This is a genomic window from Paenibacillus alkalitolerans, assembly GCF_016482785.1.
Lineage (GTDB): Bacteria > Bacillota > Bacilli > Paenibacillales > YIM-B00363 > Paenibacillus_AE > Paenibacillus_AE alkalitolerans.
On sequence record NZ_JAEMXM010000012.1, the window covers coordinates 38,958 to 56,405 of the forward strand.

Consider the following 17,448-nt stretch of genomic DNA (forward strand, 5'->3'; position numbering starts at 1 on the left):
TGAGGAATGCAGATGACGCACATATTGTTGTACTTGAGAAAGCTGCACAGGTTTGCGGGAATCAGACTGTACGTCAATGTGTTATGCATGATCGCGCTAAGTGTTTTCGACGCGGTCGGCATTTATTTGTTGGTGCCCATGTTGGGACTTATCGGTCTCTTCGATGCCGGCATGGAGCAAATCCCGTTGGTATCCCCGCTGCTTGAAGCTTTACGGGGAATGCCCGCCCAATCCGGCTTGCCTATTATATTAGCCATCTACATCCTTCTTATTGCCGGACAGGCGCTGCTGCAGCGGGGGCAGAGCATCCAGAGCGTGCGTATTCAACAAGGCTTCATCCGGCACCTGCGGCTTGGCATCTATGAATCGTTGATGCGCTCGAAATGGATGTTTTTCGTAAAACAGCGAAAATCCGATTTTCATCATATATTGACGTCCGAGCTGGCTCGCGTCAGTCAAGCGACGTACTTGTTTCTGCAGCTAAACGCGTCACTGGTGTTCACGGTCATTCAGCTCGGGTTCGCTTTCTGGCTGTCGGCGAAGCTGACGGCCGTCGTGCTGGCCAGCGGCATTGCAATTGCGTTATTTATGCGCAAAAATGTGCGCCGGGCGAAAGCGGTCGGCAATCATACGACCGAACTGTCGCAAAGCTATTTCGCCGGCATAACCGATCACTTCAACGGCATCAAGGACATTAAGAGCAACAGGCTTGAAGCGTCTCACCTTGCCTGGTTTCGTTCACTGGTCGACCGGATGGAATCGAACTTCGTTACCTTTGCAAGGCTGCAAGCCAATACCCAATTATTATACAAAACGGCTGCCGCGGTGCTGATCGCGTTGTTTGTATATTTGTCGGTCGAGGTGTTGAATGTCGCCGCGAACCAGCTACTGCTAATCATCATCATCTTCGCGCGGTTATGGCCGCGGTTCACGTCGATTCAGTCCGGCGCGGAGCAGATCGTTTCCTCCGTTCCCGCTTTCCGCAGCGTGCTGCGATTGGAAGCCGAATGCAGCGAAGCCAGGGAGCAGACGGCTTTCGAAACGTTCGCCGCCAGGGAGCCGATGCCGGTCGTTGAAGGAATCGAATGCCGCAATGTATATTTCCGTCATGATCCGAACGGTTCTTCTTATGCTCTGCGAAATATATGCATCCATATTCCGGCGGGGGGGATGACCGCGATCATCGGCAAATCCGGCGCCGGGAAAAGCACGCTGATCGATATACTGATGGGACTTCTGGAGCCGGAGCGGGGGACGATCCTGATCGACGGCGTTCCTGTTACGAGCGAGGGGCGGTTGGCGCTCAGGCATTCGATCAGCTATGTATCACAAGATCCTTTCCTGTTCAACGCAAGCATCCGGGAGAATTTGCTTATCGTTCACCCGGAAGCAAATGAAGAGGACTTGTGGGAAGCGTTGAGATTCTCCGCCTCGGATGAGTTCGTCAAGATGCTCCCGGAAGGATTGGATACGGTTGTCGGCGACCGGGGGGTCAGGCTGTCGGGAGGGGAACGCCAGCGGCTCGTGCTTGCCAGGGCGATTCTCCGGAAGCCTTCGATCCTTGTACTGGACGAAGCGACCAGTGCGCTGGATAACGAGAATGAAGCCAAAATTCAGAATGCGATCGACCGGTTGAAGGGGAAGCTGACGATCATCGTCATCGCCCACCGATTGTCGACCATTCGCAACGCGGATCAAGTCATCGTGTTGGAGCAAGGAGAGGTCGTTAAGCAGGAGGGAAATCAACAGCTGGTAAGGTAGTTCCGTTCCTCCAGATATTGCAGCACGGAGGCAACGGATTGCTCGACGGTCAACTGTTCCGTATCAATGATCAGTTCGGGCGTCCTCGGTATGTCGTATTTCGCGCTGATGCCCGTAAAGTTTTCGATCTGCCCGTTTCTCGCTTTCTTATACAAGCCTTTCGGATCTCTCTTCTCGCATTCTTCCAACGAACATTTTACGAAAATTTCGATATATTCATCCGGACGAAACATCTCTCTGACCATCAAGCGGTCATTCTCGTCCGGCGACACGAAAGACGCTAGAACGATATGGCCGGCATCGACAAACAATTTCGAAACTTCTCCGACTCTGCGGAGGTTTTCTTTCCGGTCGCCGCTTGAAAATCCGAGGTCGCGGTTCAGTCCGTGCCGGATATTGTCCCCGTCCAATACGTAAGTTGCGATGTTTCTTGCAAAAAGCTCCCTCTCCACAGAGAACGAGAGCGTAGATTTACCGGAACCCGACAAGCCTGTGAACCATAATGTGCAGCTCTTGTGACGGTTTCTCTTTTGCCGGTCTTGCCGGGTGACATTGGATTGGTGCCAAGTAAGGTTGCCGCTATTCGGGTTCAAGGTTCCATCTCCTCTGGAATTAATGCGTATATATTTATTTTATCATAGAGTTCGTGGCCGATGCTTATGACCGAATCGGAAAGGAGGCGATCCCGGCTTGAAAAACCGGAATATATGGTATCGGCGGGCAGCGCTGGCGCTAATGTCAGGCGTGATTGTCCTAATATTTATTTTCTCCTCCCAGCCATACCGGGTTCAGACGATTCAGCCTTATTTGCGCCAGACCTTGTCTTTGGAAACGGCAGAGCGGATTCTACCCGATCTCGATATCCGTTACGACGGAAAGCAGTACAGGCGGGATGTAAATCCGTTCGGTTTTATCGAGTTTTTGTTCAGGAAGGGCGCCCATCTGTTTGTGTACGGCGTCCTTGCGATGTTATCCGCCTTCACATTGAATCTTTACTGTAAGCAAAGGCGGATCTCCTCGAGTCTGTCCCTGCTCGTTGTATTAATTATCTCATTGCTCGACGAGCTGAATCAGAGCTTTTCGCCGGCGCGGACGCCGGCTTATCAGGATGTGCTCATCGATATGGCCGGCGGTATGCTGGGTGTTGCCGCGTTCTTTGCGATTAACCGTATTTGCCGCAGCCGCAGCCGCAGCCGCAGCCGTAGAGGCATGAACCGCCCTTCATCGGTATAAAACGAAGCGTACCGAGTGTTCTCATGGACACTCGGTACGCTTTTTTTTTGTATTACCGCGATGCTGCGCATGGATGGGGAATAAGGCCAAATATTGACTCTATTCGCAGGAATAGGGTCAACTTTTGACCTTATTACAAACTCGGCAAGTGATTTTTGAGGGCATTACAGCGGAATAGGCTCAATTATTGATCTTATGTCTATCAATCCACCACGCAGACCGACTGATAGGCTCAAAAATTGATCTAATATTCATAAATAGGGTCAATTTTTGAGCCTATGCTTCGACCACTACCTAAAGATAAAATATAGGACCAGCAGCCAAAACGGCAGCGTTATGAGAGTACCCCATAAACAGCCTTTCCTCAAAGGCTGATTGGTGGAATTATCGTTCATCTTCAATTTGTCCCCTTAGCGTGACGGCTGGGCAACCATTCGCATACGCTTTCGTCTTTTGATGTAAATGATACTTATTATAACGAAAGATAAGACAAATGGGAATGAGAATATACCTAAAAATATGGTAAACTATCCCTAGTTTTATTTACTCGAGGGTTATCATTTGGATTTATTGACATGCATGGCTCAAAGCTTTTCTATATTGGCGCCGGCTCCGGTCAACATGACTGGTACTTAAAGACTAGTGGCCTTGACTTACTTTTTATGATTTGAGACCGGAAATGGTCAAATTTTGTCGATGGGGGATATGGTATAAAGAGAGAAACAGAAAAAAATTTGAAAGGGTGTTCGTGTGGATACGGATGTTAAGAGCACATTATTACAAAGCTATAACGCTAATGCGAAGTTAAGGGATAAGCCGGAAATCGAAGGTTGGAAGCTTAACGAATTAAATCGGTTTATCTCATTTTTCGATGACACGCAAGGTTTGAAGCTTCTTGATCTCGGCGCCGGCGCCGGCCAGCACGGGCAATATTTGCAGTCTAACGGTTTCGATGTGCATTGCGTTGATTTGAGTCCGGAAATGGTCAAAGCTTGCCGCAATAAAGGTTTAAACGCGGAAGTGATGGATTTTTATTCATTAAAGTTTGAAGAAGACTCGTTCGATGCGGCATGGTCTTTGAATGCGTTGCTCCATGTGCCCAAGAGCAGCTTACATATTGTGCTGAATAATATAAAGACCGTATTGAAGCCCGGAGCACTGTTTTATTTGGGACTATATGGCGGTTACGACAGCGAAGGAATTTGGGAGGAGGATCCATACACGCCTAAGCGATTCTTTTCATTTCACAATAATGAAAATATACAGGTGAAAGCCAAACAATATTTCGAGTTAGTGGATTTTGAGGCAGTCCCAACGACAGGCACGAAGTTGGGCTTTCAATCGCTCGTATTAAGAAAGCGGGGTCAGCAATGATTACATATCGAACACTAACCGAAGTCGAGGTCGGAAAACTAAAGCAGATCGACCGGTCGGAACACATCGATCTCATATATGAGATGAGTAATGGGAACTTGACGGAAGTTAGCACGGATCATGATTGTCCCAATTGGAATCAAGAAATGTTGAAAGAAATTCAAGAACGTTATTTATTTGAATTGCGTAACGGCGGCATGGCTGTCGGGGCATTCGACGGGAAAACCTTGATCGGATTCGGAGTGCTTGCTCATAAGTTCAGAGGAATCCAACAAGACCGGCTCCAGGTAGATTTAATGTACGTATCTAGAAATTATAGAAGGAGGGGGATAGGAACTCGGATATTAAATGAACTGGCGGATGAGGCTAGAAGAAGGGGCGCTAAGTATTTATATATTTCGTCTACCGAAACTAGGTCCGCTGTATCTTTTTATGAAAGCAACGGGAGTCAGTTAACAAAAGAGGTTGATGAAGAGCTGTTTAACAAGGAACCGAGGGATATTCATATGATTATGGAGTTGATTTGATGAAAGTAAACGACAATCGAAAGCTTTATAGATCCGTCTATGACATGAAACCGGGCATAATTGAGGAAATAGAGATACCTGCTTTACAATTTATTGTTCAAGAAGGTAAAGGGAAGCTTAATTCGTTTGGCCGGCCGGAAGAACAATATTGGGCGGTTTGGAAAACGGTAAACCAACTCAAAAGAATTACGAAAGAAAGAAACGGCTATCAGTTTAAGCTGATGCCGCATGAAATCGTATGGTACGAAAACATCGGCGGTGACGCGTGGAGCTATAGTCAGATGATGCAGGTTCCTGACCTTATCACTTTCGATATGTACGAAGAAGCGAGAGCAAGTGTGGTGAAGAGATACAGGGATGAAACCGTTCCGAGCACGAAGTTTGTATCCGTAAAACAAGGTTTCTGCATTCAGAAGCTCCATGTGGGACACTACCGGGAATCGGGTAAGATCGTCGAGGATCTGAAGGACTACGCTGCAAGCAAAGGGTATAAGGTGTTGGACGGCAGACGGGAAGTGTATTTGAACCCTCCGGAGTGTTATCCGTCGCCGGACAGATGGCAAACAATTGTCAGGCTTCAAGTCGGTACACCAAACAAGGAGAAATCATATGCCGAGTGAGGAGTTATTTGATGTTTTCGATGAACAGATGGCGAAAATTGGTGTCGAAACCCGTGAGAACGTGCATTCGCAGGGATTATGGCATCAGACTTTCCATTGCTGGATCATAAATAATTCGACAAAAGGCGAACTCAAACTATTATTGCAATTACGACATAAAGATAAGGACACTTTCCCCGATCTCCTTGATACGTCATGCGCAGGACACTTATTAACCGGAGAGTCGGCGGCAGATGGAGTGCGCGAACTGCAAGAAGAGCTTGGGCTGTATGTGTCAATCAACGAATTGCATTTTTGCGGTACCGTCGCTGAGGAAAGTATTATATCGAAAGATCTAATCGACCGGGAGTTCAACCATGTTTTCATATATGAGTGTAATTTGCCATTAAGCAAATATAATTTCCAGACCAGCGAGATTTCCGGGTTATTCTTTATAGGATTTAAACAATTTAAGCACCTGCTGAATGGCGAGGTCAATGCGATACCGTCTGAGGGAATAATGTTTGATGAAATGAACGGGGTAATGGCGAATGTTAGAAGAGATATTGTCATAGATGATTTTGCTTTGTACTCAATCGAATATTACGATTTGTTGTTCAATGGCATTGAAAAACTGTATACGTGATTCAGCATGAGCGATTTCCCGTACCTAGGCGTTCGATTGTACCGGTTCAAGAAGACAACGAGGAAGTACATATGGAGAAGGTTTTATAGGCAAAACAAACCTGTCGGACTACGCGGCGGACAGGTCTGTTTTTTTCGGCACGTAACGCTGTACGTATCGGTATACCGCAAGATTCAAGGCGAAAACGACCACATAAATCGGAAAAGAATATTGGATCTTCCATCCCTTATAAGTAAACACGTGGAACCAATAGGTGGCCATCGCTTCAAGGCCCGTCGTTGCAACGCTGAACAAAAGCAAATATCCGCAGAGCAACCATCCCTTAGGCTTCCATCTGTCATAACCGTACAGCATGAAAAATTGCGAAGGCGGATAGGTGAACAGGTACAGCGCGATATCGAACCACTCGAATTCCGGCCGGTCGCCGAAATCGTAAAGATCGAACGGCTTAACGCCAAGGGAGAAATCCAATGTAAACGCCAGAAGTCCGTTTAAGAGCCATATGATGAATAAATTGACGGTCGAAAGACGCCGCGGAAGCAATAAAAACGTCAACCATGAAAGTATGGACACGATAATGATAAACCACTCGTTCGCGTCAAAGCGAACCGGAGGATATAAAATCACGGAAAACCCCCTTCCTTCGCAAGAAGTATCTGAACAACGCGAGAAATGCGAGAGACATCGCGGCCAATGCGGTATTTTTGATGATGTCTTGTCCCCAAGTCCACTTGATAAAATGAATGGTTTCGCTTAGATGATACAAGTATTGCATGCCCCAAAGCACAACCACCGAGACCGCCGGACCTGCCGCTTTTAGCAGCGATATCCTCAACTTCGAGAAAAACACGCTTGAACCGCATAATATGATCACAGGTGCAAGCACGAGCTGTTCCAGCTTGACCGCATAAAATTTGAAGTGGTTGCCGCTGACCTCAACGAAATGCAGATTCACGCTCAGTATCGCATATGCGAACTGTTCCAGCGAAGCGAGCAACAGCCAGCAAGCCAATATTTCCAAAGGATGAAGCGATTTCCGCAGAACGGGTATGAAAGCGAGACCGATTACGCTGAAAAAAATAGCGGTCAGAAAGACCGGCATCAGGAAGCACCCCTTTTTTGCAATGCGGGATATACTCCTAGGATGGACCATGGAGGAAAAAATATACAGTATACCCAAAGGAGTGCGTAAATAAGTGATAGAATTGTTGATAGTAAGACAATACCGGCAGTCCGACCATGACGCAGTTTTGAAATTGCATATTGACGGACTGAATCAATTCAATGCAAGCGTGGGAAATCCGGCGTTAGATCAAGATTTGAATAACATCCAAGAACATTATTTGTTAAATGACGGCGAATTTTTTGTAGGGACGATTAACGAAGAAATTGTTGCTATGGGAGCGTACCGGAAACGAGACCGTGACACTGCGGAATTGAAGCGGATAAGAGTCGATCGGGAACATCAAAGAAAAGGGTTTGGGCAATTAATTTTAAATGCGTTGGAAGCGTCGGCGAAATCAAAGGGATACAAAATATTATTGCTGGATACGACCTCGAATCAGGTGCCTGCCCAAAAATTGTTCATAAAGAATGGATACATTGAAAAAAGCCGCAAGCTGTTCGGAGAGCTGGAAGTCATTTTTTACGAAAAAAATATTGCTGTTAGAGAGGTGTCGTCGTTGGCGCAAAAGTTTTTCCTCACCGATCTCGATGGAACTTTACTAAGATCAAATGCGGCATTATCGGAGTATACAATCGATGTCTTGTCGGCAGCATTAAACAAAGGGCATATTATAAGCTACGCCACGGCGCGAAGTTTCCTAAGCTCCAACAAAATAGTTTCAGCAGTACCATGGAAATATCCGATAATTTTGTATAACGGCGCGATTGTGTTTGACCCGGTCACGAACAAAGTGCTGGATGGGCATTGGTTGGGAAAACAAATCACGGATGAAATTGTTAGTATAGGCAGAGGTAAGAGCTTGATCCCGTTCTTATTTGCCCTCGATGAAGGAGATGATGAACGTGTGCTGCATGAGAAGTTGAGCCGAAAAGGCGACATATCATTCTACGAAAGCCGCCCCAATGATCCGCGATTTGCTGAAGTAACCCGTTTGGTATGCCCGGAATCTTATAGAACGCTAATCATTACATATATTGGGCTGGCGGAAGAGCTTGAACCATTGAAGTCTGAAGTGGAAAAACGGTACGGGGATGAAGTGCATATACACTTTATGAAGGACCAATATATTGAGAATCACTTCTTCCTTGAGATTAGTCACAGAAAAGCGAATAAAAGAGAAGGACTGAAGAAGTGGGCAGGTCTAATGAATTGCAACCCTGAAGATGTTACCGTATTTGGCGACAATTTGAACGATTTAGGCATGTTTGAAATAGCGGGGACAAAGATAGCCGTTTCTAATGCAAATGAAAAACTGCTGCAATTAGCGAGTACCGTTGTTGAATGTAATGATGAGGACGGTGTTGCGAAGTACATTGAAAGACTGCTTGAAGGGCAGGTCGACAGTGGTGTAAGGAAGGTCAAAATATAACTGAGTGAAACGGATGAATGGCAGAGGACTTACCGGCTGCTGTTGATCCGTTTTTTATTTATATGAAATTGCATCCTCATCTTTTTCCGGATAATTTTGTAAAAAAACTTGTTGACAATATATTTTGTGAATAATAGATTTATATATGTAATTATATATATTTAATTATACATATTGAGGTGATTGTAGTTATGGCAGTTATCTTGCGCAAAGATTTGTTAACCGATTTAGCATCGAGGGAGCAGCTTGAGATTGATCTCAAAACCGCCGTTAACGGCGAGGACAACGTCGCTTTGGCATTGCTCGACTTGGATTATTTTATGGAAGTGAACAACAATTACGGACACGAAGCCGGCGATCGTGTTTTATCCGGTCTTGCCGAGCTTCTGCGGAACAATTTCCCCGATCAAGCGTATCGGGTGTCCGGCGACGAGTTTGCCGTCATTCTTCCCGGTAACAGTCTGGAGCAGGCATTTCTTAGAATGGAAGCATTCCGGGAAACCGTGCACGGATCGCAGGAAAAGTTCCGGTTAAATGGATCGGAGAATTACGAAGTAACGATTACGATAGGAGTCGCACAGTACCCCCGGGACGCCAAAGACGCATCCATCCTCATTAGGGTTGCCGACGCCGCGCTTGGAAGCGCGAAAGAGAACGGCCGCAATCAGGTCTCCCTGCCGCCAAACGAAGAAATGGTCATGAAATCGTGCTATTACTCGTCAACGATGGTTCGGCGCCTAAAGATCTTGTCCGATAAGCTGAAGAAGAAGGAGTCGCTATTGCTGCGCGAAGCGTTAAGCGACCTGCTGCGCAAGTACGACAGGGTTGAGGAAAGCTGAACATGCATAACGGGACATTCCGATACCGCTTAATGTTTTCCGGCGCCTTATCAGGTTCAATCATAATGTTGGCAACGATTATATTAATAGTGTTGTGACGCGTGACTGAACTATTTCTGTCAAAAACCTCCGGAAGGGGGTTTTTTGTTTTGAGCATTTTTAGCTCTATCGAGTCATGTTCACCAGTACGGCTTTGAGCAAAAATGAAAGGTGTGTGGAAATATTTTCAAAACAAAGTGAGGGGACTCAATAAAAATGACGCAACCGGTACGCGTGTTAATCGTGGACGACCATTCGCATGCTCGGGAAGGGATGAGAGAGATCCTTAACGCCGATCCGATATTTGAAGTGGTAGGCGAGTGCACAAGCGGCAAAGAAGCGATCCTCGTAACCGGGCAGCGGATGCCCGACCTGATCTTAATGGATATCAATATGAAGGAAATAGACGGATTGGAGGCGACCAAAGAGATCAAGTCCCGCAATCCGTATGTGAAAATTGTTATGGTCACGGTCTCCGACGACATTGCGCATTTATTTGAAGCGTTGAAGAAGGGGGCTCAAGGGTATTTGCTCAAAAACTTGAATCCGGGAGCTTGGCTTGAATATTTGAAAGCGGTCATCTTCGACCAAGCGCCAATGTCCAGGGAATTGGCGCTGCGAATCTTGAAGGAGTTTTCCGGGAACGAAGCTCCAAGGCCGTCGGAAAATCCATTGACTGATCGGGAACAAGAAATATTAATCTGGGTGGCGAAAGGGATGTCCAACCGGGAAATATCAGAGAAATTGTTTATTTCTGAACATACGGTTAAAAACCATTTAAAAAAAATATTGCAAAAGCTTCAATTGGACAACCGTGTGCAGTTGGCGAGATATGCGTATGAGCAAGGGTACAAGTAAACGACGAACGAAAAAGCTGTTCCGTCTTGCCGCCGCTGTCAAACAATTGACAAAAAGAGGCAAAAGATGACTCTTTCGGGCTGTTTGGCGTTCCGTACGGTTTGGTTACAATGAACCACGATGTAACAATATCCGGTAGACAGGAGGATGAAAGATGCAGCGGTGGAGAGTCGGTATTTTGCTGTTTGACGATGTGGAAGTGTTGGATTTTGCCGGTCCTTTTGAAGTATTTGCCGTCACGGCGCTGAATCGCGGCCAGGCGGATGAACGCAAACCGTTCGAGGTGACGACATTTTCGGAAACGGGAAATCCGGTTACAGCGAGAAACGGGTTAAAAGTGACGCCGGACTACAGTTTGGAAACGGCGCCGCTTTACGATTTGCTCGTCATACCGGGTGGGCTTGGAATAAGGCGCGAGCTCGAGAATGCCGAGTTGCTAGATTGGATCCTCAAGAGCCGCGACGATGTGCAATGGATTACTTCCGTATGTACGGGAGCTTTGCTGCTGGCAAAGGCGGGCTTGCTTGACGGGAAGAAAGCGACTACCCATCATGCCTCTATCGAGTGGATGAGAACCAATTTTCCTGAGATTTCTGTAGTGGAAGGGGTCAAATTTGTGGATGAGGAGCGCTTGATCACTTCGGGAGGCATCTCCGCCGGCATCCATATGGCTTTCCATATGGTTCGCAGATTGCTTGGTACGAAGGTTGCGGAGGATACCGCGCGGTTCATGGAATTCGATATAAGCTTTGATCGGTAAACGGCGGTCAGGATTCGGGAAAGCGGGGATTATTTTGAAAAAAAGTTCGTCGTCCTTATGGTTGGTCGGCATACTGTTTGCCGTAATGATCTTGGCAGGGTGCGGGACCGATTCTACGCCCGCTGCGGTGGAGGAAACAAGCGCCGGCTCCTCACCTTATCTGGTTTTCACGGACGATTCCGGGCAAGAGGTCATTTTACCGAACAAACCGGAACGAATCGTGATCTTGGCTCCGGAGGCGCTAAACTTGTTCTACCAGCTTGGCGGGAGCGTCGTCGGATTCGCCAGCACGCCGGGAGCACCGATTCCGGAGGAGGCGAAGGCTGCGCTCGATGTCGGTCATGTCGACAATGTCAGCATGGAGCTGATTACGAGCCTGAAACCCGATCTCGTCATCGGGCAATATTTCTTTAACGCAGGGCTGGAGGATTCGTTTGTGTCGAGCGGCGTACCGTTTGCTCTTGTGAAAATCATTAGCTATGAGGATCTTCAACATGCGGGAAAGCTGTTCGGACAAATTATCGGAAATGAGTCGCAGACCGAAACGGCATTGAAAGAAATGGATGAAAGGATTCAATCGATCGTCGGCAAGCTGCCGGAGGACGGACCGGCATTTGCCCAAGTAACGATAATGCCCATGGGGGTTTACATCCAAAAAGACGGAAGCATGACGACAGATATCGCCAGGAGGCTGAAACTCAAAAACGCGGCCGCAGGAATGACCGGAGGAGAGCTGCCGGATTATGTTCCGTTCAGCCTGGAGAAATTGATAATCGCGGATCCGGAATACATGTTCATGATGGTGCACGGTACGGAGGAGCTTGGAAGGAAAAAGCTGAAAGAGGATATGGAAAGCAATCCTGCATGGTCTTCGCTGAGAGCCGTGATGGACGACAAATTGCATTTCTTGCCGTCAACGATTGAGAATGCGCCCGGATTACATATTGATGCCGATTTTAAAAATGTCGCTAAAATAGCCTATCCCGGAGTTTTTGGCAAGTAAGCGATGTGGGAGCGGGGAAGCGAATGACCAAAATAACTCTGATTATGACCGGCCTCTTGTCGGATGACGAGCTGCGGTTCGCCCGGTCTCCGTATCGACCGTTTGTTCGAATACATGGCTAAAGTGGTGTATCCCGATGTATATGGTTAGTAAGTCGTCCGCCGATTTTCGGAAAACCGCGGCTTGGCGCGCTGCTGTCTTTGCGGTCATGATTTTCCTCGCAATTGCGGGGGTCGTCTTCAGTCTGGTCAGCGGGGCGGTCAAGGTCGGCGTTATGGAGATCGTCAACGTATTTGCGGGTAATGTTGAAGGGGCGGTTCGGGATATTATTTGGAACGTTCGGTTCCCGCGGACGTTGGTTGCGGCATTGGTGGGCATTAATTTGCCGTTGGCAGGGGCATTGCTTCAAGGAGTCATGCGCAATTCGATGGCGGATCCGCATATTATCGGGGTCTCATCGGGAGCGGGACTATTCGGCATTACCGTCTTGGTTTTGTTTCCGGCGTACGGCTATTTGATGACTCCCGCAGCGTTTATCGGCGCGCTCGGCGCTGCCGTATTGATCTACGCGCTCTCTTGGCATAACGGGGTCCGTCCCGGCAGGCTCATCTTGGCAGGAGTGGCCGTTTCGGCTTTCTTCGGTTCGGGCATATCGGCATTGCTTACTTTCTATAGCGACCGGGTGGACGGGGCGCTGCTGTTTCTGGTTGGAGGCTTGTCCGCGAAGAGCTGGCCTCACTTGCAGCTGCTTCTCCCCTATACGGTAATCGGTACGGTGTTTGCTTTGATTTGCGCGCACCGGATGAATATTTTAACGCTGGGAGACGGAGAGGCGAAAGGTCTCGGATTGCACGTGGAACGGACAAGAATGTTGGTGACGGCCGCAGCGGCGCTGCTGTCCGCAAGCGCGGTCAGCACGGTCGGGTTGCTCGGATTCGTAGGGATGATCGTCCCTCATGCGGCACGTCTGCTGATCGGCGACGATTACCGGGTCCTGCTGCCCGCAACCGCCTTGCTTGGCGTCTCCGCATTGACGATATTCGATACGCTGTCCCGGATCATGTTTGCTCCCGTTGAGCTGCCTGTCGGCATCATCACCGGCGCTCTCGGCGCTCCTTTCTTTCTGTATTTATTACGAAAGAGAGGGATGGCGGAATGATTCAAGCGGAGCGGTTAAAGGTTAATTATCGGGGCCGGTCTGTGCTGGACGATGTGAACGTAAATTTTGAACCCGGGCTCGTCCACAGCATACTCGGCCCGAACGGATGCGGGAAAAGCACGCTTCTGAAGACGTTGTCACGGCAATTGCAGGGGGAAAGCGGTGCGGTATACGTGGACGGCAAAGAGGTCAAGCAGTGGCGGACAAAGCTGTTTGCCCGGCAACTTGCCATGCTGCCGCAGGCGCAGGAAAGCTCTGCAGATATACGCGTTTATGATTTGGTGTCTTACGGCCGGTTTCCGCATAAAGGTTGGATGCAGAAGATGGACGAGGAAGACAAAGAAGTTGTCGAGCGGGCGTTGGAGTTGACGGGCATGAGCTCGTACGCCGATAGAAGCGTTCAACAGTTGTCCGGCGGTGAGCGGCAGCGGGCGCGGATCGCCATGGCGATCGCCCAACAGCCGAAAGTGCTGCTGTTGGACGAACCGACAACGTACCTCGATATTTGTCATCAGCTTGAGATCATGGAACTTATAACACAGCTGAATCGAAAGCAAAATATGACCGTAATCATGGTGCTCCACGATTTGAACCAAGCAGCTCATTATTCCGACCGGATTACGGTAATGAAACAAGGTTCCGTAATTGCTCACGGCTGTCCGGAGGATATTATTTGTGAAGAAATTTTGTTGGATGTGTTTAAGGTTAGAGCAAGCATAGAATTAATCGAAGACAGCGGACGCCCGTTTATACGAACGATGAGTTTGCTTTAGCGTTGCGCGAAACCGCGAAGCTAAGATGTTTGCATCGTTTGGCGTCTGTGGCGTTCTTGATACTGCTTCGGCGTTATTCCGTACATACGCTTAAATACGCGATGCAAATAATTGGCGCTGGTGAATCCGTGAAGCAACGCAAGGCGGTCAATCGTGGCCGGACTCCCCTGCCTACCGGTCTCTTCAAGCTCCTTGCAGATGTGCGATAAGCGGATATGCTCCAGATATTTGGAGAACGTTGTTCCGGACAACGACTTGAATATCCGCTGCATTTGCCTAGGGCTGATGTGCAGGCGCTCCGCGACGGCTTCCAGCGTGAGCGGCTCCTGATAATTATCCTTAATGAATTGTTCGGCCAGTTTGTACCTGTAACGATTTATATTGCGCGAAGGCAGCAGCTGCTGCTGCGGCTCGGGAAAATAAGCCCGGGTCATGCGCAGCAGAATGTTGATAACCGCTTGCTTGATAATGGTGAACAAGCCCGGCTGGCCTTCGTACCATGCCCGATAAGCCGTCAGGAAGCACTTCATCGCCCGGAAACGGTCTGTTTCAGGGCGAAGCGGAATAAGACGAAGCTGGCGAATGCATGTCTCGGCTTCCTTCCATTCCGACTCGGCTCCCCACCCTCGTTTGCGACGAAGCCGTATCCGCGCTTGACGTTTCGATTCAAGCTCAAATCATTAATCTGCTGCAGGATTTACAGGACGAGTTTCGAATTACTTATGTGTTCATTTCTCATAATCTCTCCGTTGTGGAGCATATTTCCGACCGGGTAGCCGTCATGTATTTGGGCAGAGTCGTTGAGCTTGCGGCACGGAAGACCTGTTTGCAGGACCTAAGCATCCTTATACCGAAGCATTACTATCCGCCGTACCGGTGGCGGATCCTTCCGTTAAGAAGGAACGCATTATTCTTCAGGGGGAAGTGCCAAGTCCGGCGAATCCGCCGTCAGGCTGCCATTTCCATACGCGCTGCCCGTACAAAACCGATATATGCGTGCAACAGATGCCGGAGTTGAAGCCGGTCGGTCCGGATCGTTTGGCAGCTTGCCACTATGCGGAAGAGCTTCGGCTTCGAGGCATTTGCAGTTAGTTCGAAAGGTGTGATGAAATTGAAGCAAAAGAATGAACTGATCATCTTTCTCGATTCCGGCGACACCATCATTGATGAAGCAACCGAAGTGAGGGAAGACGATGGCATCGTCATACGCGCGGATGTCATTCCCGGTGCGGATGTAATGGTGAAGACACTTTCCGAACGTGGATATACGCTCGTTCTCGTTGCGGACGGAGAAGCGCAATCGTTCAAAAACAGTTCATACAACACGGTATCTATGATTGCTTCGATGCAATCATCGTGTCGGAGCACATCCGCGTGAGGAAACCGGATCCGCGTATGTTCAAGGCGGCCGCAGGCGCCCTTGATCTAAGCGAGCAGGATTACGGCCGGATTATAATGGTCGGCAACAATTTGAGCCGCGACATCAAAGGCGCCAACCTGCTTGGGATCATAAGCGTCCATCTGGACTGGACGCCGCGATATCCGAAAACGCCGGCCGACGAAAGCGAGATGCCGGCATACACCATCAGCGAACCGCTCGAGCTGCTTGATTTGGCGGAGTCTTTGAATGAAAAGCTTACTGCCGGGAGGAAATAAAAGCACAATTATGAAACAAGAAGACATCGTTCAATACTGCTTAAGTAAAAGAGGAGCCTGGGCGGATCATCCTTTCGGCCCGGAACCGTTAGTTATTAAAGTTGCATCGAAAATGTTCGCGATTATTGCCGGCAATAACGATGTGACGCACATTTCCTTAAAATGCGACCCTGAAACCGCCTATCTGCTAAGACAGGAGTTTTCATCGGTTAAACCGGGATACCATCTGAACAAAATGCACTGGAACACGGTAACGGCGGAAGATACGATTCCAAACGAGCAACTGCTATGGATGATCGATCATTCCTATGATTTGGTTGCTAGAAGCTTACCGAAATCAAAAAGAGAAGAGCTTGGAATGGACTCCATTGCCTCTCCACGCAAAACAAATGGGGCTGCCGGCAAATAAATTACCGGCGGCCCGCCTCATTCCCGGGCAAGTTATTGCTCCAATTGACGTTCGTCCTCCGCGCCTTCGTTGAGGTCATCCTTCTGGATGTTGATCGGCTGCGTATTTTGTGCGTTTTCCAATGTATCGTTCACGAAAGCCATGTCTTGGTTTTCCGCTTCCATATTGGTCGTTCCGGTATAGTTGCCTGCGCGCGTTCTGTTTTCCATGCTTCGATCCCTCCAGTTAGGAAAATATGGTGATGCACCTACTATAAAATGTCCAGCTCCACCCGAGTTTATTCCGGCAATTACAGAGCAACATTGCGAAATCCTCCTTGTGATATAACAGAGATGCAACAAAAACATGAGGAGATGAGAGAATGAGCAAGTTGAGAGGAAAGATTGCATTAGTAACGGGAGCAAGCCGTGGGATCGGGCGTGCTATTGCGCTGCGTCTGGCACAAGACGGCGCGTTCGTCGCCGTTCATTACGGCAAGAGATATGGTGATGCGGAGGGAGTCGTTCGCGAAATACAAAATAATGGCGGGTCCGCTTTTGCGATCGGTGCGGAATTCAGTTCATTAAGCGGCGTTCACGAGCTGTACAAAGAGTTTGATTCGGCGCTGCAGGATCGCACAGGCGGCTCCGGCTTCGACATTCTTATCAACAATGCGGGAATCGGACAATTCGCAACCATTGACGAAATGACGGAACAATCCTTCGATGAAGTGATGTCCATCAATGTCAAAGCTCCGCTGTTCCTAATTCAGCATGCTTTGCCCCGGCTGAGAGACGACGGCCGTATCATTAATATTTCATCAAAAGTCACACAGGTTGCTTTTCCGAACCTTCTCGGTTACAGCATGACCAAAGGCGCAATCAACACGTTAACAACCACCTTAGCCAAGCAGCTTGGGGCTCGGAATATTACCATCAATGCGATTTTGCCGGGAATGACCGAAACGGAAATGAACGCCGGAGTATTGCAAGACCCGGATGGACGGAAGTTCGCAGCCGGTCTGTCCGTATTCGGCAGATGGGCGCAAACCGAAGATATAGCGGATATCGCAGCGTTCCTTGCTTCTCCCGACAGCCGGTGGATCACCGGGCAATTGATCGATGCGAGCGGCGGAACACATTTGTAGATCGCATATGGCCACCCAACCGGTGGCCTTTTTGCTGCCTATCGATCTCATTATTAGAACGATTTAGTCGATATAAAGTATTTCTCGGCATCAATTGTGGAGTGTATACTGAAGGTAAATATTCCCTGTAT

General features: G+C 48.5%; 22 protein-coding genes and 1 pseudogene. 18 read left to right on the top strand and 5 right to left on the bottom strand.

Features of this window, described 5'->3' with window-relative positions; translation table 11 throughout:
- The first annotated feature begins 12 nt into the window (after nt 1-12).
- Nucleotides 13-1,761, top strand: coding sequence for an ABC transporter ATP-binding protein (locus JET16_RS18075; protein WP_199618177.1), 1,749 nt, complete (start codon nt 13-15; stop codon nt 1,759-1,761).
- On the opposite strand, the gene cysC is transcribed toward JET16_RS18075, so the two are convergent.
- A complete protein-coding gene (cysC, locus tag JET16_RS18080) occupies nt 1,743-2,354 on the bottom strand; it encodes an adenylyl-sulfate kinase (RefSeq protein WP_233531841.1) in 612 nt (203 codons plus the stop codon). The two genes, JET16_RS18075 and cysC, sit on opposite strands and share 19 nt — an antisense overlap.
- Before the next feature lie 97 nt (nt 2,355-2,451).
- On the opposite strand from cysC, the gene JET16_RS18085 reads away from it, so the two are divergent.
- The 5 genes from JET16_RS18085 to JET16_RS18105 all read left to right on the top strand — a co-directional run bounded on the left by JET16_RS18085 (nt 2,452) and on the right by JET16_RS18105 (nt 6,140).
- Nucleotides 2,452-2,994 carry a VanZ family protein gene (locus tag JET16_RS18085; protein ID WP_199618179.1) on the top strand — a complete coding sequence of 181 codons (543 nt, stop codon included), beginning with the start codon at nt 2,452-2,454 and terminating at the stop codon, nt 2,992-2,994.
- Nucleotides 2,995-3,744: 750 nt separating this feature from the next.
- The gene (locus JET16_RS18090) at nt 3,745-4,368 is read left to right on the top strand and encodes a class I SAM-dependent methyltransferase (RefSeq protein ID WP_199618181.1); all 624 of its coding nucleotides are present in this window, start codon (nt 3,745-3,747) and stop codon (nt 4,366-4,368) included.
- A 98-nt stretch (nt 4,369-4,466) separates the two neighbouring features.
- Nucleotides 4,467-4,895 carry a GNAT family N-acetyltransferase gene (locus tag JET16_RS18095; protein WP_233531843.1) on the top strand — a complete coding sequence of 143 codons (429 nt, stop codon included), beginning with the start codon at nt 4,467-4,469 and terminating at the stop codon, nt 4,893-4,895.
- The gene (locus JET16_RS18100; protein ID WP_199618185.1) at nt 4,895-5,515 is read left to right on the top strand and encodes a hypothetical protein; all 621 of its coding nucleotides are present in this window, start codon (nt 4,895-4,897) and stop codon (nt 5,513-5,515) included. Before JET16_RS18095 ends, JET16_RS18100 begins: the two co-directional genes overlap by 1 nt.
- Nucleotides 5,505-6,140, top strand: a complete 636-nt coding sequence (locus tag JET16_RS18105) for an NUDIX hydrolase (RefSeq protein ID WP_199618187.1) — start codon at nt 5,505-5,507, stop codon at nt 6,138-6,140. Before JET16_RS18100 ends, JET16_RS18105 begins: the two co-directional genes overlap by 11 nt.
- Nucleotides 6,141-6,248: 108 nt before the next feature.
- Here the strand turns inward: JET16_RS18105 and JET16_RS18110 are convergent, their stop codons facing one another.
- Nucleotides 6,249-6,767, bottom strand: coding sequence for a hypothetical protein (locus tag JET16_RS18110; RefSeq protein WP_199618189.1), 519 nt, complete (start codon nt 6,765-6,767; stop codon nt 6,249-6,251).
- On the bottom strand, nt 6,739-7,242 hold the full coding sequence (locus tag JET16_RS18115; RefSeq protein ID WP_199618191.1) for a hypothetical protein: 504 nt from the start codon (nt 7,240-7,242) through the stop codon (nt 6,739-6,741). The genes JET16_RS18110 and JET16_RS18115 overlap by 29 nt, the downstream gene beginning before the upstream one ends.
- Before the next feature lie 94 nt (nt 7,243-7,336).
- Between JET16_RS18115 and JET16_RS18120 the strand changes: the two genes are divergently transcribed.
- From JET16_RS18120 to JET16_RS18150, 7 genes are all read left to right on the top strand, one after another.
- On the top strand, nt 7,337-8,695 hold the full coding sequence (locus JET16_RS18120) for a Cof-type HAD-IIB family hydrolase (RefSeq protein ID WP_199618193.1): 1,359 nt from the start codon (nt 7,337-7,339) through the stop codon (nt 8,693-8,695).
- 191 nt (nt 8,696-8,886) lie between these two features.
- Complete coding sequence (locus JET16_RS18125; protein ID WP_199618195.1) at nt 8,887-9,534, top strand: GGDEF domain-containing protein; 648 nt, start codon at nt 8,887-8,889, stop codon at nt 9,532-9,534.
- 255 nt (nt 9,535-9,789) lie between these two features.
- A complete protein-coding gene (locus JET16_RS18130; RefSeq protein WP_199618197.1) occupies nt 9,790-10,431 on the top strand; it encodes a response regulator in 642 nt (213 codons plus the stop codon).
- A 154-nt stretch (nt 10,432-10,585) separates the two neighbouring features.
- Nucleotides 10,586-11,191: a DJ-1/PfpI family protein gene (locus JET16_RS18135; protein ID WP_199618199.1), complete on the top strand. Its 606-nt coding sequence runs from the start codon at nt 10,586-10,588 to the stop codon at nt 11,189-11,191.
- 34 nt (nt 11,192-11,225) lie between these two features.
- Nucleotides 11,226-12,194 (top strand): ABC transporter substrate-binding protein, encoded by a 969-nt coding sequence (locus tag JET16_RS18140; protein ID WP_199618201.1) that lies wholly within the window; start codon nt 11,226-11,228, stop codon nt 12,192-12,194.
- A gap of 136 nt (nt 12,195-12,330) precedes the next feature.
- Nucleotides 12,331-13,353, top strand: a complete 1,023-nt coding sequence (locus tag JET16_RS18145) for a FecCD family ABC transporter permease (protein ID WP_233531845.1) — start codon at nt 12,331-12,333, stop codon at nt 13,351-13,353.
- The gene (locus tag JET16_RS18150; RefSeq protein WP_199618203.1) at nt 13,350-14,126 is read left to right on the top strand and encodes an ABC transporter ATP-binding protein; all 777 of its coding nucleotides are present in this window, start codon (nt 13,350-13,352) and stop codon (nt 14,124-14,126) included. Before JET16_RS18145 ends, JET16_RS18150 begins: the two co-directional genes overlap by 4 nt.
- A gap of 20 nt (nt 14,127-14,146) precedes the next feature.
- On the opposite strand, the gene JET16_RS18155 is transcribed toward JET16_RS18150, so the two are convergent.
- Nucleotides 14,147-14,656: a helix-turn-helix domain-containing protein gene (locus tag JET16_RS18155; protein ID WP_199618205.1), complete on the bottom strand. Its 510-nt coding sequence runs from the start codon at nt 14,654-14,656 to the stop codon at nt 14,147-14,149.
- Nucleotides 14,657-14,751: 95 nt separating this feature from the next.
- On the opposite strand from JET16_RS18155, the pseudogene JET16_RS18160 reads away from it, so the two are divergent.
- The 4 genes and pseudogenes from JET16_RS18160 to JET16_RS18170 form a co-directional block, all read left to right on the top strand.
- A pseudogene (locus JET16_RS18160) lies at nt 14,752-15,218 on the top strand (oligopeptide/dipeptide ABC transporter ATP-binding protein); the annotation flags it as partial.
- Between the two features lie 19 nt (nt 15,219-15,237).
- Nucleotides 15,238-15,504, top strand: coding sequence for a hypothetical protein (locus tag JET16_RS30205; RefSeq protein ID WP_233531846.1), 267 nt, complete (start codon nt 15,238-15,240; stop codon nt 15,502-15,504).
- Nucleotides 15,477-15,782 carry an HAD family hydrolase gene (locus JET16_RS30210; protein ID WP_325176724.1) on the top strand — a complete coding sequence of 102 codons (306 nt, stop codon included), beginning with the start codon at nt 15,477-15,479 and terminating at the stop codon, nt 15,780-15,782. The genes JET16_RS30205 and JET16_RS30210 overlap by 28 nt, the downstream gene beginning before the upstream one ends.
- Nucleotides 15,754-16,191 carry an MmcQ/YjbR family DNA-binding protein gene (locus JET16_RS18170; RefSeq protein WP_233531847.1) on the top strand — a complete coding sequence of 146 codons (438 nt, stop codon included), beginning with the start codon at nt 15,754-15,756 and terminating at the stop codon, nt 16,189-16,191. Before JET16_RS30210 ends, JET16_RS18170 begins: the two co-directional genes overlap by 29 nt.
- 32 nt (nt 16,192-16,223) lie before the next feature.
- Here the strand turns inward: JET16_RS18170 and JET16_RS18175 are convergent, their stop codons facing one another.
- Entirely contained in the window at nt 16,224-16,400 is a 177-nt protein-coding gene (locus tag JET16_RS18175; protein ID WP_199618207.1) for a hypothetical protein, read from the bottom strand.
- Between the two features lie 152 nt (nt 16,401-16,552).
- Between JET16_RS18175 and JET16_RS18180 the strand changes: the two genes are divergently transcribed.
- The gene (locus JET16_RS18180; RefSeq protein ID WP_199618209.1) at nt 16,553-17,317 is read left to right on the top strand and encodes an SDR family oxidoreductase; all 765 of its coding nucleotides are present in this window, start codon (nt 16,553-16,555) and stop codon (nt 17,315-17,317) included.
- The last annotated feature ends 131 nt before the right edge of the window (nt 17,318-17,448 follow it).

Excerpts from the sequence above, each read along its gene's own strand:
- JET16_RS18125 (WP_199618195.1), top strand. The coding sequence starts at position 8,887 with ATGGCAGTTATCTTGCGCAAAGATTTGTTAACCGATTTAGCATCGAGG.
- JET16_RS18105 (WP_199618187.1), top strand. The coding sequence starts at position 5,505 with ATGCCGAGTGAGGAGTTATTTGATGTTTTCGATGAACAGATGGCGAAA.
- JET16_RS18075 (WP_199618177.1), top strand. The coding sequence starts at position 13 with ATGACGCACATATTGTTGTACTTGAGAAAGCTGCACAGGTTTGCGGGA.
- JET16_RS18145 (WP_233531845.1), top strand. The coding sequence starts at position 12,331 with ATGTATATGGTTAGTAAGTCGTCCGCCGATTTTCGGAAAACCGCGGCT.
- JET16_RS18155 (WP_199618205.1), bottom strand. The coding sequence starts at position 14,656 with ATGAAGTGCTTCCTGACGGCTTATCGGGCATGGTACGAAGGCCAGCCG.
- JET16_RS18100 (WP_199618185.1), top strand. The coding sequence starts at position 4,895 with ATGAAAGTAAACGACAATCGAAAGCTTTATAGATCCGTCTATGACATG.
- JET16_RS18130 (WP_199618197.1), top strand. The coding sequence starts at position 9,790 with ATGACGCAACCGGTACGCGTGTTAATCGTGGACGACCATTCGCATGCT.
- JET16_RS18150 (WP_199618203.1), top strand. The coding sequence starts at position 13,350 with ATGATTCAAGCGGAGCGGTTAAAGGTTAATTATCGGGGCCGGTCTGTG.
- JET16_RS18115 (WP_199618191.1), bottom strand. The coding sequence starts at position 7,242 with ATGCCGGTCTTTCTGACCGCTATTTTTTTCAGCGTAATCGGTCTCGCT.
- JET16_RS18180 (WP_199618209.1), top strand. The coding sequence starts at position 16,553 with ATGAGCAAGTTGAGAGGAAAGATTGCATTAGTAACGGGAGCAAGCCGT.
- JET16_RS18175 (WP_199618207.1), bottom strand. The coding sequence starts at position 16,400 with ATGGAAAACAGAACGCGCGCAGGCAACTATACCGGAACGACCAATATG.
- JET16_RS18170 (WP_233531847.1), top strand. The coding sequence starts at position 15,754 with ATGAAAAGCTTACTGCCGGGAGGAAATAAAAGCACAATTATGAAACAA.
- JET16_RS18135 (WP_199618199.1), top strand. The coding sequence starts at position 10,586 with ATGCAGCGGTGGAGAGTCGGTATTTTGCTGTTTGACGATGTGGAAGTG.